This is a genomic window from Deltaproteobacteria bacterium, from assembly GCA_017302835.1.
Taxonomy (GTDB): Bacteria; Bdellovibrionota; Bdellovibrionia; order Bdellovibrionales; family Bdellovibrionaceae; genus UBA2316.
The window spans coordinates 22123-39110 of the sequence record JAFLCC010000006.1; the positions used below are offsets into that span (position 1 = coordinate 22123).

Annotated in this window: 15 protein-coding genes; 7 read left to right on the forward strand and 8 right to left on the reverse strand. The window is 35.4% G+C overall.

Going from position 1 to position 16988, the window contains the following annotated elements; translation table 11 throughout:
- Nucleotides 1-12: 12 nt before the first annotated feature.
- The 8 genes from J0M15_08100 to J0M15_08135 are packed head-to-tail and all read right to left on the reverse strand — an operon-like array spanning nt 13 to nt 8885.
- Nucleotides 13-1479, reverse strand: a complete 1467-nt coding sequence (locus J0M15_08100; protein ID MBN8537000.1) for an AgmX/PglI C-terminal domain-containing protein — start codon at nt 1477-1479, stop codon at nt 13-15.
- Nucleotides 1480-1481: 2 nt separating this feature from the next.
- Nucleotides 1482-1754, reverse strand: a complete 273-nt coding sequence (locus J0M15_08105) for a hypothetical protein (GenBank protein MBN8537001.1) — start codon at nt 1752-1754, stop codon at nt 1482-1484.
- A 36-nt stretch (nt 1755-1790) separates the two neighbouring features.
- Entirely contained in the window at nt 1791-5390 is a 3600-nt protein-coding gene (locus tag J0M15_08110) for a tetratricopeptide repeat protein (GenBank protein MBN8537002.1), read from the reverse strand.
- A 12-nt stretch (nt 5391-5402) separates the two neighbouring features.
- Nucleotides 5403-5900, reverse strand: a complete 498-nt coding sequence (locus J0M15_08115; protein MBN8537003.1) for a biopolymer transporter ExbD — start codon at nt 5898-5900, stop codon at nt 5403-5405.
- A 20-nt stretch (nt 5901-5920) separates the two neighbouring features.
- The gene (locus J0M15_08120) at nt 5921-6457 is read right to left on the reverse strand and encodes a biopolymer transporter ExbD (GenBank protein ID MBN8537004.1); all 537 of its coding nucleotides are present in this window, start codon (nt 6455-6457) and stop codon (nt 5921-5923) included.
- A 17-nt stretch (nt 6458-6474) separates the two neighbouring features.
- A complete protein-coding gene (locus tag J0M15_08125; protein ID MBN8537005.1) occupies nt 6475-7113 on the reverse strand; it encodes a MotA/TolQ/ExbB proton channel family protein in 639 nt (212 codons plus the stop codon).
- Between the two features lie 49 nt (nt 7114-7162).
- Nucleotides 7163-7783: a PilZ domain-containing protein gene (locus J0M15_08130; GenBank protein ID MBN8537006.1), complete on the reverse strand. Its 621-nt coding sequence runs from the start codon at nt 7781-7783 to the stop codon at nt 7163-7165.
- 13 nt (nt 7784-7796) lie between these two features.
- Nucleotides 7797-8885, reverse strand: a complete 1089-nt coding sequence (locus J0M15_08135) for a hypothetical protein (GenBank protein MBN8537007.1) — start codon at nt 8883-8885, stop codon at nt 7797-7799.
- Nucleotides 8886-9224: 339 nt separating this feature from the next.
- On the opposite strand from J0M15_08135, the gene J0M15_08140 reads away from it, so the two are divergent.
- Genes J0M15_08140 through J0M15_08170 form a run of 7 tightly spaced genes read left to right on the forward strand, consistent with a single transcriptional unit; the run spans nt 9225 to nt 16957 of the window.
- A complete protein-coding gene (locus J0M15_08140) occupies nt 9225-9890 on the forward strand; it encodes an OmpA family protein (GenBank protein ID MBN8537008.1) in 666 nt (221 codons plus the stop codon).
- 21 nt (nt 9891-9911) lie between these two features.
- The gene (locus J0M15_08145) at nt 9912-10817 is read left to right on the forward strand and encodes a bifunctional riboflavin kinase/FAD synthetase (protein ID MBN8537009.1); all 906 of its coding nucleotides are present in this window, start codon (nt 9912-9914) and stop codon (nt 10815-10817) included.
- Complete coding sequence (locus J0M15_08150; protein MBN8537010.1) at nt 10814-11644, forward strand: hypothetical protein; 831 nt, start codon at nt 10814-10816, stop codon at nt 11642-11644. The genes J0M15_08145 and J0M15_08150 overlap by 4 nt, the downstream gene beginning before the upstream one ends.
- A 50-nt stretch (nt 11645-11694) precedes the next feature.
- The gene (pilB, locus tag J0M15_08155; GenBank protein MBN8537011.1) at nt 11695-13425 is read left to right on the forward strand and encodes a type IV-A pilus assembly ATPase PilB; all 1731 of its coding nucleotides are present in this window, start codon (nt 11695-11697) and stop codon (nt 13423-13425) included.
- On the forward strand, nt 13425-14168 hold the full coding sequence (locus J0M15_08160) for a hypothetical protein (protein MBN8537012.1): 744 nt from the start codon (nt 13425-13427) through the stop codon (nt 14166-14168). Before pilB ends, J0M15_08160 begins: the two co-directional genes overlap by 1 nt.
- Entirely contained in the window at nt 14169-15389 is a 1221-nt protein-coding gene (locus J0M15_08165) for a type II secretion system F family protein (protein ID MBN8537013.1), read from the forward strand.
- On the forward strand, nt 15389-16957 hold the full coding sequence (locus tag J0M15_08170; protein ID MBN8537014.1) for a PAS domain-containing sensor histidine kinase: 1569 nt from the start codon (nt 15389-15391) through the stop codon (nt 16955-16957). Before J0M15_08165 ends, J0M15_08170 begins: the two co-directional genes overlap by 1 nt.
- The last annotated feature ends 31 nt before the right edge of the window (nt 16958-16988 follow it).

Genomic DNA, 16988 nt, shown 5'->3' on the forward strand with positions numbered 1-16988 from the left:
CATAAAAAGATGTTAATTCGTGCTCTTAAAAAGGAAAGGATAGGTTACAATAACCTTGGTCCCTCCTTTAGGAACAGGAAATTTCCAACCAGCAATTTTTGTCAGCATACATCCCTCAACATTACTGTTTTTTAAAGTCGAATCATTTATAGCTTGTGTTTCTACCTTACCTGTTCCACTGATGGTAAACTTAACAGATACTTTACCAAATAAATCTTTATTGGCCGATAATTGTCTTTCGTAACAATACAAGATCTGTCCCAATTGACTTTTAATATAAGTGGCGATTTCTTCTCGATCCAGGCCACCTACAATTTCGGATTCATCTTCAATAAGCCCAACGCCCCCTTGGCCCACTTTGCCTCCATGGAGTTGACTTATTCCAGAGACAGAGTTCCCTCCACCAAGGCCTTTCGTAGATATTTTAACTCCTTTGGAGTTATTATCAGAGGACCAGTCTCCACTGCTTTTATCTATGTTTCCTAAGGATGCTAAGGCCCTGCCAGACTCTCCGGATCCAGCAGTTACTCCTGAAGAGATAATAATATTTTTTGATTTTTGTCCCTGGGCTGAAACCTTAGATAACAAGCTAGAAATTCTGCCAGTATTAACATTTTTAAGCATTCCGGCAACTTTGGAAATACCTTTGTCAGAGGGAAGATTTTCGTTAGTCGCCGCCGTTTTAACTGATTTGGGTGCCGACTCCAATTTAGGTTCAGCGATTTTTTCCACCTTCGGTTTTTCGGCTTTAGGCTTCTCATTCTTTACAAAGATCTGAGTCGGTGAGGAGCGCTTCGTTGAGCTTGGTAGGTATTTGTGATTTCGAGGCAGGGATAAAACGCCCGCACCAAAAATGAAACAGAAAAGAATAAGTATCAAGGCGCTTTTCCTTGATTCTTTTTCAATCAGGGTATCTAATTTGAAATGCCCAAATTCACGATAGCTTGCAGATGATATTGTTTTTTGCTTAATGGTGTAAGTTTCGAATTTTAGCGTGTGCCAATCTGGTGAGTAAATGGATTCAAATCCATTAGAATTTTTAAAAGATTCTGGATAGAATTTTTTTCTCTGGGGTAAAAGCTTAATTTCAATGAGGCGGTCATTTAAATAGACTTGAAAAACTTGAAAATTAGACTTGGAATCTGCTGTCGTGGTGGGAAATTGAAATTCGTTCAGAGAAACATTTTTTTCAACGACTTTTAAAAGAAGCTTGCAATTTTCTCTATGAATTGTCTGTTCGCCTTCAACAGCCAGAGTGGGATAAATATTTTTGTTAAAATTATTAATATTAAAGTCGACAAATTTCCAATTATTTTCAGCAAACTCAAAAACGCATTCCCATAAAGAAACAGTTGGATCGATCGATAACAGATCCGCCGTTCTAGAAGATCCGAAAGTAAAATAGCCTTTTCCTGGCTTTAGTTTCCAAACTTTGGTGTGACCACTGGGTAAATGTTGTTCAACAATTAAAATTTTCATTTTTATCTCACATAGAAGCTTGCTTCTCTGATTTTTTTATCCATATTTTTTTGGACATCAATAAGAGGCATAAACTTAATCCCTTTTTTCTGAACGAGAAAAGCTCCATCAGGGTTTCTGACCGTTCCCTTGATACTCATTTCAGCGAAGTTGACTTCTTGAACCTTGCGAACCACTCGTTTTTTTGATTGGCCAAATAGATCACTCGAAAAAGTGAACAAGATGGAAATAGCTAAATAAAATTTTACTCCAACAAGAGAATATTGTTTATTCATAATGTCCTTCCATAAACCTTTAAAGTAGAAATAGGACTATTGCTTTCCTTGTTTAAGATATTCTACCTTCTTGGCTATCCATGACTTCATATCGGTAGAACTCGACTCTTTATGAGCTAATTCGTAAAATTTTATTGAGGATTCTGAAGATTTTTTGTACATATCGTGAATTCTGGCGACAGAAAGATAATAGAATTCCTTATTTTTCCAGTCTTTTGTCGATAAAGAGCTCAATATCTTTTCTGCATTTTCATAATCTCCTTGATGGGCAAAGGAGTCAGAGCAAATTGGCAGAAGGTATTCAAGAAGACTTTTTGAATTCAGTAGGTTTTTAAAAGTGAGAATGAATTTGCAATTTTCTGTAGTTGAAAAATAATTCATATTTTTGTAATCACGGAAGAGTTGAAAAAACTGAAAGTCTAGAGAGTTGGATTTAAGAAAGGCTGAAGACGACCCCTCTTTTTCTTCCCAACGGGGTTCACTCGAAGGATGATTTAAGTTTCTGAAAAGGGAATAGTTATAAATATTTAAATTGTCTTTATCATTGGTTCGTAATTTTTCAATTATCCAGGAAGTTTTTAATGGTTTGTTTTCGGTTTCACTGAAAAGGGAAAGGGCATAGAGTCCTTGGTTACGAGTCGTTGAGTTATTTAGTAAGATCTTTATGGCAGGTAGGGATATGTTTTGCTCTTTGCTGCTGTTTAATGGGTTTTTATTTGGAGGCCAAGTATCAAAAAAAAGAGGTTGAAAATTATGAATCAATTTTTTTTGCAAATTAACAGGAGGGATATCTTTTTCAGTCAGCCCGCTCCAAGTTGAAGTGGGGGAACTGAAGCCCTCTCGGATTTGTGAGAGTTCTTTTAAATAATCCATCCGTTTTTGCGTCAAGGGAGAGATGAGCTTGGCTAACTCTTTTTTTAACTCTAATTGGTCGTTAGCAGATAGTGATAACGGTGGTGTTAACTCATTTAGACTTTGAATGTAGTTATTGAGGCAGCGATCAATACCTTCAAGGGATTTTATCAATAAGTTTTTATCTGTAGTCATTTTGCTCACACTTAAATAGGCGGTTTGGGCTTTATCAAGTCTTTCTGTTTTAAGTTGAATGATCAGGCCTAACTTTTCTTCGTTGCTGGTTTTGACGCTCTGATTGAAAAGTTCTTTTTCAAATATTAAACCCTGTAAATACCTTGCCATGGCTCTATGGGATGATTCGGTTTCACGTTTGAGGATTTTTAAAGTTAAATCATAACATTCTGGATACTTTTTTTCATCGTAGAGAGTTTGCGCCTTTTTGGTTAATTGAGCTGTCGCAAACGGCTCCACATTTTGTTCCAAAATAATTTTATCAATCTTATCAATTTCAGTTTTGTCATCTGCAGGATTGAGAGAGTTTTTAATTTTTAAAAATATTTCAGGTCTGTTCTCTTTTGATGTGGACAAAAGCAATTGATTATATAATTTTCTGGCTTGGGCATTTTTATTTTCGATGATCAAAAGATCCGCCGCATTTTGAAGATGGTTTTGTTTTTTATTGGGATCTTGAGTGCTTAAATCAATTAAGAGCTCAGAGGCTTTTTCAAGAGAACCGATCTCTATTAACGAGGCAATAATTTCTTTTTCTAAATCCATTTTTTTATCGTATTTTGGAAAATAACTTAAAAACTCAATTCCTTTTTCTGTCGCATCAACAAAATATTGTTCCTTAAAAAAAATTGTCAGGGAATCTAAAAAGGCTTTTTTCCCTAATTCTGAAGCTGGATGAGATTTAAAATAACTATATAATCTATAAGCTGCGGAAATCTTGTCGCCTTGCTTGTTCTCTTCTTGTATTTCAAAAAAATGAGATTCTTCATTAATCTTCAATAATAACTTCTTTCGCTGCAAATCCGGTGTAGCATCAGCATAAACTTTCGATAAGGTTTTGACCTCTGAATATTTTTTTTCAATATTTTTTATGTCCAGAATAAGGTCTTCTGATTTGTTTTTGATTTCAAGATTATTTTTATTTTGAGATAAAGGAATGAGTGTTTTTAAAGATTCCTCAAAATTTTTTTCTTCATAGAAAATGACAGCTAATTTAAATCCCACAGAGTTAGCATATTCACCCTGAGGGAATAATTTAAGATACCGTTGAACCAGCTCCTTGCGCTGAGCTAACTTCAGATCTGATTTAGTTTTTTCTAAACTTTTTTCTTTGGAGAAAAGGGCACTATAAGTAGCCTCATGCTGAACCGCTTTATCTTTGGTTTTAAGAGCTACGATGTTGAAGTTTTCCGAGGCATCTTCAAAATCTTCATTTTGAAAGAGCAATTCAGCTAAGGCCATCCGTGTTTTAAGATCTGGTTCTTCATAGTTTTCATTCGCTAGAACCAGTCTGAGGATTTTTTCGGTTAAGGTTGAAAACTCCTTATGAGTTTTATTTTTTTGCCAAATCTCCCACCATTTTCTTGCGATTTCTAGAGAGTTTTTTCGGAACTCAGTATGACAAGAGATTTTAATCTCTTCTTCTGTTTGATGGGCTCTCCAAGAGGAACCAACTTGACATAGATTGGCAGCTTTAGAAAAATGTTCAATAACCAGATCTCTTTTTTTGAGAGTCTCATAGGTGTCTGCAAGTATTAAATGACATTTGACTATAAATTCATTTTTCTCTTCTTTTTCGATAAATTCAGTTAAAAAGATTTGAATGTCTTTTGGTTTAGAATAGGCATTGTAAAGGTTGGCCATTTCATACATGGCTTGGCCTAACTCTCCATCGGAAGTCACTTTCTTAAATTGGGAGTATAACTCATTAGCCTGATAGGTTTCACCTATAAATAAAACCAAATCTCTTAAGGCTTCTTTCCTTAAGTAATAGCCCTTTTTATTAATAGCTTCGTCAGTTGCCGGGTTTTTGCTAATCACCGCTTTTAATTTTAAAATGGCTTGATCTGATTTTTTTAAATTGTAGTAGGTCCAGGCCAACTTATAGATTCCATAGGAAAAAACTTTGGAGTCTGGATAATTTTCAATTTTTTGAAAATAGATTTGTGCTTGTGAGAAATTTCCTTGCTCGTAAAGAAGCTCTCCTAACGCGAGCAAGGTATCCGTGATTAATTTAGAATTTGGATATTTTTCAATAAGTCTTTTGTAATTATTTTCTGAAAGTTTTTTTTGATTTAGTTGTTGTAGAGCAAAGGCTGAATTAAATAAAACAGAATCAAATTCCTCAAATGACGGGAAATTATTGATGATTTGATTGTAAATACTTAAAGCTTTCTTTATCGCCTCAAAGCCTTTTTCTTCGGGAAGGGGAAAAGAGCTTAATGTTTTGTTTTTAGTATCTCTTTGTAAGTCAAAGAATCTTCCAGATTTCGATTTTCTCATATAGAGTTCGGCTAATCGATTTAAATAATCAGCTTCTTGGGGGGTGCCTTTTTTTTTCTTCAGAATATTTTGTAGGGCTTCGATGGCTTTGGTCTCGGTTCTTGAAATTAAAACTTCTGATTTTAAATTTTTATTTTCACTCTCTTGGTCATTTTGTTCGGTGTGCAATTCAGGAATGAGTCCTCGTTCATCCTTTTTTTGATTCTGCGCTAGCGCCATCGATAGAATTAAATGAAGTGAAATAAATATTTTAATTGAAGTCCACATTTTTTTAAACCCTCATTGGTTTTTACTCGTTGTAATTAATTTTATTTGAGGGAATCCAGCCATGGACGCTGTGTACATTACTTTTTTTAAAGCGGAATAGGGTAAGTCCCTTTCAACTAAAAGTAAAAGCTTTCCTTCTTTAATAGTTTTATCTGTTGTTTCTTTCATTAATTTGTCAAGATAAGAAAAAAGTGGCTTGATAAAGTTAGGGTCTTTTGATTCTTTATCCTTATCTTCAAAGTCTTTATCTTTTAAGTTGGCAATGACTTCATTCCCAGTTTTTAGTGCCTGCAGTGATAAAGTCAATTGGTGGCCTTGAGTGAGAACAGCTTCTGATTTTGAAGAGGGAAGTCTTAAATCTTTAGGAGCCTCTATTTGAACTTCAGACGTATTATAGGTTTGCAATAAAAAAACTAACATCACGGTAAACATATCGGTCAATGAAGTGATGTTTATTGAGAACGATGATTTTCTTTTGGTATCAAAATGAAATCGTTGCCTTCTTGTCATCGCAGCCTCTTGCTTTGGTTCTAGTTAAAAACATTTCCAAATACTATTTCTGGAAACATGAAATCCGTTTTAATCTGGTTACCCGTTTTGGTGTCAAGAAAAGTAAACTCAATGTTATCTTTAGCTTTTCTGGATTCATCCATTATCTTGACAATTTCAGAGTAAGGAATGTTTTCATCTGGAGAAAGCACCAGTTTAAAAATTTCGGGATAAGTCTTTTTAACTGCAATGAGCTTTTCATTATATTTGCTTAAATCCAATTCTTTATTTACAGCGGGGACAGAGTAGCTTTCCACTTTATCTTTATTAACAATTTGAATATCTATATTATTCTCCTTACTCAAACTGACATTTATATGAACAGGATTCTCTTTATTGTTTTCTTGATTTTGGATGGCTTCTTTAACGACTTGAGGAAGATCTGTATCAATTTGGGTTAATTGTAAAAAGGAAGAGGTGATGATCAACACGGGTACGAGCTTCATGATGATCGCCAGCAGGGGAGCTAAATCCAACTCGAAGTCTTCATAATGAGTTTTGTATTTTTTAGCTGCCATAATATAAATTTACCTTTTTATGAAACTTTCACATTGGATCCAGGGGGCACTGGCGTGTCTGGAAATACATTTTGTCTTGTGAGTTGTGGAAGGTGCGACGAAGTTAAAAGTTCTGTTAATTTGCCGCATTTTTCAGTGGTTTCCTCAATGAGTTGATTTTGTCTACCCGTCAATATTGAAAAAAACACCATTGCAGGGATGGCGACAACCAGACCGAGCAGCGTGGTATTCAGAGATTCCGCAATCCCTCGTGATAAGAGCTGTTGCTTCATTGCCGCATCGGCATTGGCAACGGCTTTAAAGGAAGTGATTAATCCTGAAATCGTTCCCAAGAGTCCGATCATAGTGGCGACATTGGCTAACATACTTAGGTAATGAAGACGTTTGGTGTACATTGGAATGATTTCACTCATGGCATTATCATGGGCTTGAAAAATAGTTTCATCATCGCGATCTGCTTTTTCAAGAATCGTTTTAAATGCTTTTGCAAGGGGTTTTCTTTCCAACTGGGAACTAAGAACCAAAGCTTCATCTAGCTTTTTGGCAATAATTAAATTCTGAGTCCTTTGTGTAAACTCTTTTACATCCATGCCAAAATCGAAATACAGGGATTTGATCCGATCCGAAATAAAATAAACAGAAACAAATCCAGTGATAATAATGATGCCGCCCCAAACTCCAGACTCTCTTAAAAATTCCAATACGCTACTGAACATCTCCTGTTCCCTCCTCATTGACTTCCTGATACAACGTTACCAAATGCTTCAATTGCGCTTCTCCCCACTCTTGAATTTGTAAAAACTTAACAGCGTAGTGAATGCCAGATTTTACATTTAATCGTTGTCTACTAAAATTCTTTCGGACGATTTGAACAGAAACATTAAAAGATTTTGGATTTTGTTCACATTCTTTAAAATGCAGCATGAGCTTTTGTCCAGGAAGGAGAAGTGGATTATTTAAAAGCACCAAGCTTCCATTGACGCTGATAGAGGTGGTATATCCATCAAAAAAATAGTCTTCATTATGACAAAAGACCGGTATTTGCACATCGGCACGGTGTGAGCCACGGGAATGAAAGGCCAGGCTTAAGGGATCTTGGGTTTTGATAAGTAGAGACAATCTATCTTTAGAAAACTCTGGAACTTCACCCAGTGGCATCCATCCTTCCAGATGGGATGACCAGATGTAATTATAATCAAACAGTTCACCATTTTGGATCATTCCCAAAACGCTCATGTATTCAAAAGGGCCAAATTTATTTTCACCACGTAAAATGAACCATTTGGATTCTTGTTTTTTTAAGGCCTGTACTAGTTTCTGATTCATAAGTTCGGTCTCCTTATTTCACATTAACGGGATCAAAAGCGATACTGATTTGGCTGTCGGCAGAGGGAATACTTTTGCCATGGAAGTTAATGGTTAAATTGCTTGCGTCGTAGGTCCATCCATTGCTTGAATCATTTAAGATCGTGTTTCCGTCGACGATCACCTTGATAGTTGCGGGGTCAGGTTCTCTATCCAGTTTAAATGACGAGCTTAGGGTTAAAACCATATCTGAAATGAGTTGAAGCGAGCCACCAAAGTCATCACAAAGCGAGGCTTTAGCTCCACCTGTTTGATCGGCAATTTCCATATATCTTTTTCCTATTTTTCTGCCGGCAAAACCCGTGAGTAATTGGGTTTTGCAAGCCTCATCAAGTATGGAAATGGTATTGACAGCATAGTTGCGGACACCGGGAGTTGAGTTGGTTAGAGTGTCGAGGTAACTCACGTAATCAGAGACTTTATGAATCCGACTGTCTGTTAAGTACCCGTTGTTAGGAAGTGTTTCAAGCAAAGGTGTAAGAGCCGAGTGAGAAAAATCATCTTCATCGCTCACAATGATAATGGCTAAAAAGGAATCAGATCTTAAAAAGCCTGAATTGAGAGGATTTTGTAATGTTGTTTTTAGACTCAAAAAAGCTCGTTCATCACCGTAGCCTTGTATTCCTTGCAGGGCATTCAAGTTAAACACGGAAGTGAGATTAGAAATGCTTCTATCTAAAACAGAAATTCCACTATGCTTGGATGGAGTAGCATCTTTCCCCGGCCCATCTCTGAGAACGGAACATTTTTTATCAAAAGCTGGACAGTAAAAATTTTTATAAGAACCGACTGTGTCTAGGGCATCCAAATAGGCATCAGTTGTAGTGAATGCCATGTGAAAATCATAATTCAACGTTTGAAACTTTTGAATAAAGGAATTAAAATTTTCAATAAGGTTTTGTTGAGATGATTGCATGCTTCCAGAATTATCAATCACCCAAAGAATATCAATTTTTCGCGGTTGAAAGGAAGATGATTGTTGAAAGGTCGTTTGTTCTGTTAACAAGGAAAAAGAATCATTTGTCTTTTGGCATGCTAAATGGATTGTCGCTACAAAAAAAATTCCAACTAGTTTGATTTTATTTACTTTATTTAAGGTCATCTTGACCTCCTTATTTGTATAGCTTAGTACAGAAAAAACAAATAACCAGCGGGAGTTTTATCTATTTGATAAGATGAAGGAATTCAAAATAAATACTAAAATGATACGTAGCTAACTTGTTGAAATAACTTGATATTAAAAAAAACAAGCGATTATAATAAAAAAAAGTGAAGCATTGGTTTACATTTTTTAATAATTTTTCTGGCAAAAACATAGATGGGTGTTTGAAACTTGAACAAAAACTTAAAATTAAATAAATTAAATAAGTTAAACAAATTGAAATGAAAAAAAAGGAGAATTATGAATAGTCAAAAAAAGCATCTTGTGTTGGGGTTGTTAGGAGTATTTGTTTTAACAACTGGTTGCTCTTCGATGGAAGAAAATAAAAATACAACTAAAGGCGCTGGTATTGGTGCCGTTGCTGGTGCTGTTCTTGGGGGTGTTATTGGGCATCAAACAGGAAAGCGAAATGAAGGGGCGTTGATTGGAGCGGCATTGGGGGCAACTATTGGTGGAGTTGCAGGAAAGAGGATGGACAAACAGGCCAAGGAACTAGAAAAAATAGCAGAAACTAAAAGAACGGAGCAAGGTTTGGTCTCTAAACTTAAGAGTGATATTTTATTTGATACGGGGAAATCAGATTTAAAACCTGAAGCTAAAAAAAATCTAAAGGAGATGGCCGAAATTATGAAAAAGTATCCTGAAAATATACTAACGATTAAAGGCTATACGGATAGTACAGGCTCTATGAAAACAAACGAAGAGCATTCTGCCAAGAGGGCTCAAGCCGTCAAAATGGAGCTGGTCACTTCTGGATTATCTTCTGAATTGGTAGGAACCAAAGGAATGGGACCTTTGAACCCCGTGGCTGATAACAAAACGACGGATGGACGAAAGCAAAATCGAAGAGTTGAAATTGAAGTTACCGTCGATCAGTCTAAAATTCCTGCAGAAGAAAAGAAATAATCACTTCATGTTTCAATAGTTATGGAATTACTTTCTAGCTTAGTCGCGTTTAAAAAATCAAGTGGGCCTATAGCTCTTGCTATAGGCAACTTTGATGGGGTGCATTTGGGGCATCAACGAATTATAGAAGAAATCGTGAAAAATCCCGATCTGAAATCAGTGGTGATGAGTTTTGAGCCTCATCCTATTATCTTTTTAAATCCACAGTTATCTTTTAAAAAACTATTTCCTTTGTCTGATCAAGAACAAGTTTTTACAAAGATGAAGGTTCAATACTTTGTTCGTCTAAAATTTAACGCCGAATTGGCAGAGATGACCTATAAGGAGTTTTTAAGTTTGATACACTCCCATTTGGATATTAAAAAAATAGTTGTAGGGTATGATTTTAGATTTGGAAAAAACAAAGAGGGTACCATAGATAAATTAAGTCAATGGTGTCAAAAAAATAATATTGAATTTAAGAAGATCGAAGAAGTGAAAATGGGAGCTGTCACGATTTCAACCTCAGATATCAAGCGGAGACTCATCAGCCATGATTTGAAAGAAGTAAATAAAATGCTGGGAAGAAATTATTATTTGTCCGGAGTCGTTGTTCGTGGTGATCAAAGAGGTCGCCTCCTTGGTTTTCCAACGGCTAATATGCTCATTGAGGAGGACTTGCAGGTTCCTGCCTTAGGTGTTTATGTAACTCAGGTGACTCTCGGGCAAAAAAATTATTTAGGGGTTACTAATATTGGAAAAACGCCTACCTTTAAAAATGATGAAAGAATAAAAATAGAAACTCATATTTTAGATTTTAATCAAGATATCTACGATCAAACCATCGCAATTGAATTTTTAAGATTTCTTAGAGATGAAAAGAAATTTAGTTCCATTGATGAAATAAAATTTCAAATAGCAAAAGATATTGAAGAGTCTCAGAAATGAAAAAACTGGGTTGTTATTCTGACGGGTATAACCTTTTTCCTGGACTTCATATTATCGAGAGGTATTTTCTTGAAAAAGAATCTCCCTTGGCGGTAAGCCATCTGACCTTACAAGAATTAACTCAAATGTTGACCCATCCCAGTCCAGACTGTCACTATGTCCGTTGCTCTGCAAATTACAGTCGCCAGTTATTAAATACTTTATCCATCCAACCAGAAAATGTCAGTTTTTTGGGAATTTTTGATTGTCTCATTTACGAGGGGAACCAGTGGCTTCCTAGACTTAATTATTTTTCTTATTTGAGGGCTTTATTTGTAAAAAAATTTAAATATCACAAAATTAATAATGCTGTGGCCTTGATTTGTAAAGCCAATGAGTTGCCAGCGCTGATTTCTTTTGTTGTTGGTCTAGGTCATCAGCAAATATTAATTTTCAATGAGAGTGGAACCTTGGATGATTTCTCTCATGTTCTAAAACACAGTATAGGTACGGATCTTAAGATTTATAAATATTCAGATTTGACACAGGTAAATATAAATACGAATTTGATGATTAATACCATTGATCTAGAAAGTCATACCAATCTTTTAGGAGATTTGGCTTATTTTAACTTTATGGTTCAAGGTGGAGTGGTGATGGATTTATATTCAAGCACACCAGTGAACCCATTTTTATTTGAAGCTGAGAAAGCCGATTTGTCTACTATGAATCGAAGGGAAGTCGTTTCCTATTATGATTATGGCACTTTACTTAAGTTGGGTTTGATCAGTTCCTTTGAGAGGGAAAAATATTTTCAGCTGTACAGTGAAATTGCGACTATTGACTAGTAACAAATCACAGCGAATCTTTTACAATATTTATCTATGAGTGAAATGCTATGAGTGAAATTAAACCATGGGATAAAAAGGTTTGTGATATTTTGTATAAGCAGGGTCTTCTTAAGCCTGAACAATACGAAAAATCCTTTGAAGAGAAAAAAAAATCTAATTCATCATTGATTCAAATTTGCGTGAATATGGGGGCTATTGATGAACCTCAAATTCAAAAAGCCCTTGAAAAGTATTATCAAATTCAAGGAGTTAATTTAGCGCAGTTTCAAATTGATTCGACGGTTATAGATATTCTACCTAAGGAAATTTGTGCTAAACACAATATTATTCCGGTACAAAAAATTTCAGATAATCAAAATAAGTTATCTACCCTGGTGGTTGCCTTCTCTGATCCCAGTCAGTTGCTGGTCAAGGAAGATATTAGAATCATTTCAAAGGCAAAAGTCGTTCAGCCCATTTTAGCGAGCCCTATAGCGATTCAGCAAGCTATTGAAAAATATTACGGAGTCAGTGTTGATAGAGTTTTGGATAATTTGGATTCAGACGATGTCATGGATGTTAATGAGTCTGATAATAAAGTCGTTGAAACTGTTGACAATATCACTGATAAGGATTCACCTGTTGTGAAGTTTGTGAATGCCATTTTGAATGAAGCCATTAAGAAAAGAGCTAGTGATATTCATTTTGAACCCTATGAAAAAGTATACCGGGTTAGATATCGTATTGATGGAATATTAATTGAATCTAAAGCTCCACCGAAAGAGTGGTCACCATCTATTGCGGCTCGAATTAAGATCTTATCTCGATTAGACATTGCCGAGAAAAGACGGCCTCAAGATGGTCGTCTTAAAGTAAGAACAAGGGACTCAGACATGGATTTTCGTGTAAGTATGATGCCCATGTTGTGGGGGGAGAAAATCGTTCTGCGGTTATTAGATAAGTCAAATTTACAACTGGATATGACTAAATTAGGTTTCGAGGAAGATGATTTAAAGCTCTTTAAGTCATGTATTAACTTACCACAGGGCATGGTTTTAATTACCGGACCTACGGGGTCAGGAAAAACGACCACCATTTACTCGGCGTTGTCTGAGTTAAATAAAATAGATGTGAATATTTCGACAGCAGAAGATCCTGTTGAATTTAATTTGGAAGGCATCAATCAGGTCCAAATGAATCCAGATATCGATTTGAATTTTTCTAGCGCCTTAAGATCGTTTTTGCGTCAAGACCCCGATATTATAATGGTGGGTGAGATACGGGACTTAGAAACTGCAGAAATTTCATTCAAAGCAGCTTCTACAGGCCATTTGGTTGTTTCTACTTTGCATACAAATGATGCCGCTTCAACGATTATCAGGTTGACTGAAATTGGGATTCAATCCTATGTCATCACCTCAACGATTAATTTAATTGTGGCTCAAAGATTGGTTGGAAAGATTTGTGAAAATTGTAAAGTTCCAGTGGAGGTGACGGCGCAAACGCTCATCAATCTTGGGATAGCTCAAAATGAAGTGAGCGAGTACAAAATATTTAAAGGGAAAGGTTGCAATACTTGCAATGGGACCGGAGTTAAAGGCAGGTTGGCTATTTATGAATTGTTGCCTATGACTGAAAAAATAAAAGACGCCATTTTAAAAGGTGCCAATCAAGCCCAAATCAGATTTTTGGCAAGAGAACTAGGATTGAAAACACTCAGACGGAGTGCTTTAATGAAATTAAAAAAAGGCATTTGTTCTATCGATGAAGTTATTAATTCTTCAATTAAGGATACTTAATGATTTCAGCAACAGAGCCATTTAATATTCCGCCTGTACTGCTTGAGAGTTTAAAGAGATCTCATGGAATCGTCTTATTTTGTGGGAACAGAAACTCTGGTTATGAAAAAACATTCAAAGTAATCTCAGACAAAATTAAATCCTTGTACCCAAGCTCAGTAGGAACCATTGTTTTAAAGGATAATGCCAATTATAAAGATCCATTTTGGAATTCAATTTCCTATGATGACTTAATTTTACGACCATTAAATGAAAAAAGTAGGAATTCTGATTTCTTTATTTTTGAGAACATCGCAAAACCTATTGAGTTTGAAGCGGCCCTTGAGATTGCTGAAGATGGCAGATACGTCTTTATGCATTGTTCGTGTTTAAGTATTTCCAGCGCTTTACATCGAGTTTTTGGTTTTTACCAAGGGACGCAAAAAAAACACTATCTGTATCGGTTTTTAAATGAAGCCTTTTTGTTTTATTCTCAAGTTGAGATTCTCGATGAGAGTCATCTTTCAAATATGGCTGGAGAAATTATTTTGCTAACTTCAGAATTGAAGAAGAACTTACTGGAAAAGGGAATTTTCTCTTTTGAGGAAAGTTTAAAATTATTGAATCAGGAATCTGGAGTTGTGACTTTAAATCAAAGTATTTTACAGCTTATTATAAGAAGAAAAATATCAATTCAAAAAGGATTTGAAACGTCTCGTGATCCATCAGAGTTAGATTTTTTATTAAAAAAGGTAGGGATATAAATGGCAAAGTTTTCATATCAAGCAAAAAATGCCAGTGGGCAATTAACAGCTGGAGAGATTGAAGGATTTAATGAAACCGAAGTCAGAACAAAACTTCGTCAAATGAATATAAATGTGGTTCAAATTTCGGCCAAGGCTGGAGTTGGTCAATCTTTTGGATCAAGTTTTGGCAAGAATGCAAAAGTTAAAGTCAAAGATTTACAAATATTTACGAGACAGTTTGCTACTTTGATAAATGCAGGTATCCCCGTTGTTGATGCCTTGAAAGTATTGTCGGATGGACAAAGACCAGGAGTCTTAAAAGAAGGAGTCATTAAAGTTAAGAAAAGTATTGAGTCTGGGAGGAAATTGTCAGATTCCATGGCTCAAATTCCAAATGTTTTTGATAAATTTTATTCAAATATGATTCACGCAGGAGAAGAAGCTGGTATCCTAGATAACATTTTGGGAAGACTTGCTACCTATATGGAAAAAAACGAGAAAATCAAGTCTCAGGTCAAGGGAGCTTTGGCATATCCTACCGTTATCGTTATTGTGGCAATCATTGTTATCGCCTGTATTTTGGTATTTATTATACCTAAATTTACAAGCTTTTTCTTGTCGGCGGGTAAACAACCTCCGTGGTTAACAATGATGGTTGTTAACGTATCCGACAGTATGATTAAATACTGGTATCTTCTTTTAGGAACATTCATATTAGGACCTTATTTTTTCAAACAGTGGATTAACACGCCAGCAGGCAGAGTGGCCTTTGAATCTTTTCTGTTTAGAGCTCCCTTATTTGGTGATTTGGTTCAAAAAGGTTCTATCGCCAGAGTGACCCGTACCTTATCAACCCTTTTATCTTCCGGTGTGGGCTTGATAGATGCCATTGAAATAGCTGGTAGAACCGCTGGAAATATTGTTATCGAAAAAGCACTCATTAAGTGTAAGGATGCCGTGATGCAAGGGAAGCCTTTTGCTTTTCCCCTTTCGAAAGATAAGGTTTTTCCAGATATGGTGGTGCAGATGATTAGCGTCGGAGAACAGTCTGGAACTCTGGATACCATGTTATCTAAGATTGCTGATTTTTATGATGACGAAGTCGAAACTGCAGTGAAAGCTCTTTCTTCCCTGGTTGAGCCATTATTGATGGTCATTCTTGGAGGTATTATTGCTGTTTTAGTTGTGGCAATGTATTTACCAATTTTCTCGATGGCGGGCAATGTTGGGGCGGAATGATGGAAGAAAGTTCAACTAAATACAGAGTTGAATCAGTCCGTGTTCTTATTTATTTTGTTTGTCTTGTCGTTCTCTTATTTTCTTTTTTCTTGCAAAGTCCATTTATTTCTTGGGACTTACTGGGTCCCTCTTTTATTTCCCTGGGTTTAGGTTTCATCCTTCACTTGGTCCTCTTTTTGAGAATAGATAAATGGAAGGAAGATTCTTTATGGATTTTTATTTCCTTTATTTTTGATTCGATTATCTTGTCTTATTTTATTTATAAATCAGGGTCCTATCAAAGTCTCTTCTTGTTTTTCCAGATTATACATATTGTATTGTCCAGTTTTTTATTCAAAGGAAAAGGGGCTTTAGCTCTGGCCTTATTGGCGAGTATCTTGTTTAGTTGCGTTCAACTCATGGGGCCTGATTTTAAAAGCTTATCATTTTTGATAGTTTTGGGAATTAATAATTTATCTTTTTTTGCTGTTGCTAGCTTGTCAGGGTACTTATCTGAAAGACTTTTAACTGCAGAAAAGACAGTGCAAGAAAAACAAGTCCAAATAAAATCACTCGAAGAACTTAATGAACTGATTATCGAAAAATCTCCTGTGGGAATGATTACTTTTGATAATTTATTTAATATTTATCAAATGAATCTTAGAGCCTTGTCGATGTTTCCTTTTGTAAAAACAGAAGATAAAATTACGGATTTCCTACTCCCTTTAAAAGAATTTTGGAACGATATTTTAAATATAGAATTAAATCAGGAATGGATAAAAGAGTTTACATTAGCAAAAGAAGCGGACTATCAGTTTTTCAGAGTGATTATTACTAAAATTTCAAAGAGCAACTCTCTTTTTTTGCTCTTAATAGAAGACTTTACAAAAATCAAAAAATTGGAATTTAATTTAAAACAAAGCGAGAAGTTAGCAGCCGTTGGCGGCCTTGCGGCGGGAGTGGCTCATGAGATTCGCAATCCCTTAGCTGGCATTAGTGGGAGTATTGAACTGCTATCTCAAACAACTAATAACGATGATGATAAGAAACTAATGAAAATTATTTTAAGAGAAATTGACAGATTGAATAATCTTATTACGGAATTTTTGGATTATGCTAAACCAGAAAAACCACCAGAGGACCCTTGTGATTTAGTATTTATTCTCAAAGAAGTCCTTGAAAATATAAAAAATAATTCGAAGTTAAATCAGAGTGTCGTTTTAAAGATAAATCTTCCTCCCAATGCAATGGTGAAGGGTTATAAAGATAAACTCAAACAAGCTTTTTTAAATATTATCATTAATGCTTATCAAGCCATGGAGAAAAAACAAGAAGCATTCTTAGAGATTTCGCTGATTCAGTCTAGTGATCGATGGAATCTTTTAATTAAAGACTCAGGAGATGGGATGAAGAAGGAAACTTTAAAGAGACTTTTCGAGCCTTTCTACACCACAAAGTCTAAGGGTACCGGCCTTGGTCTAGCTGTAGCCTACAAAATATTTGAATCACACCAAGCTCTTGTTTTTGTAAGAAGTGAGCTAGGTCAAGGAACTGAGTTTGAATTTAATTTTCCTTGCTTAGGATCTTAGAACTATAGAAAATATTTTTAAGGGGAATTTT

Bases quoted from the DNA above. Each gene is read 5' to 3' on its own strand.
- J0M15_08100 (MBN8537000.1), bottom strand. From the start codon at position 1,479: ATGAAAATTTTAATTGTTGAACAACATTTACCCAGTGGTCACACCAAA.
- J0M15_08105 (MBN8537001.1), bottom strand. From the start codon at position 1,754: ATGAATAAACAATATTCTCTTGTTGGAGTAAAATTTTATTTAGCTATT.
- J0M15_08110 (MBN8537002.1), bottom strand. From the start codon at position 5,390: ATGTGGACTTCAATTAAAATATTTATTTCACTTCATTTAATTCTATCG.
- J0M15_08115 (MBN8537003.1), bottom strand. From the start codon at position 5,900: ATGACAAGAAGGCAACGATTTCATTTTGATACCAAAAGAAAATCATCG.
- J0M15_08120 (MBN8537004.1), bottom strand. From the start codon at position 6,457: ATGGCAGCTAAAAAATACAAAACTCATTATGAAGACTTCGAGTTGGAT.
- J0M15_08130 (MBN8537006.1), bottom strand. From the start codon at position 7,783: ATGAATCAGAAACTAGTACAGGCCTTAAAAAAACAAGAATCCAAATGG.
- J0M15_08140 (MBN8537008.1), top strand. From the start codon at position 9,225: ATGAATAGTCAAAAAAAGCATCTTGTGTTGGGGTTGTTAGGAGTATTT.
- J0M15_08145 (MBN8537009.1), top strand. From the start codon at position 9,912: ATGGAATTACTTTCTAGCTTAGTCGCGTTTAAAAAATCAAGTGGGCCT.
- J0M15_08150 (MBN8537010.1), top strand. From the start codon at position 10,814: ATGAAAAAACTGGGTTGTTATTCTGACGGGTATAACCTTTTTCCTGGA.
- pilB (MBN8537011.1), top strand. From the start codon at position 11,695: ATGAGTGAAATTAAACCATGGGATAAAAAGGTTTGTGATATTTTGTAT.
- J0M15_08160 (MBN8537012.1), top strand. From the start codon at position 13,425: ATGATTTCAGCAACAGAGCCATTTAATATTCCGCCTGTACTGCTTGAG.
- J0M15_08165 (MBN8537013.1), top strand. From the start codon at position 14,169: ATGGCAAAGTTTTCATATCAAGCAAAAAATGCCAGTGGGCAATTAACA.
- J0M15_08170 (MBN8537014.1), top strand. From the start codon at position 15,389: ATGGAAGAAAGTTCAACTAAATACAGAGTTGAATCAGTCCGTGTTCTT.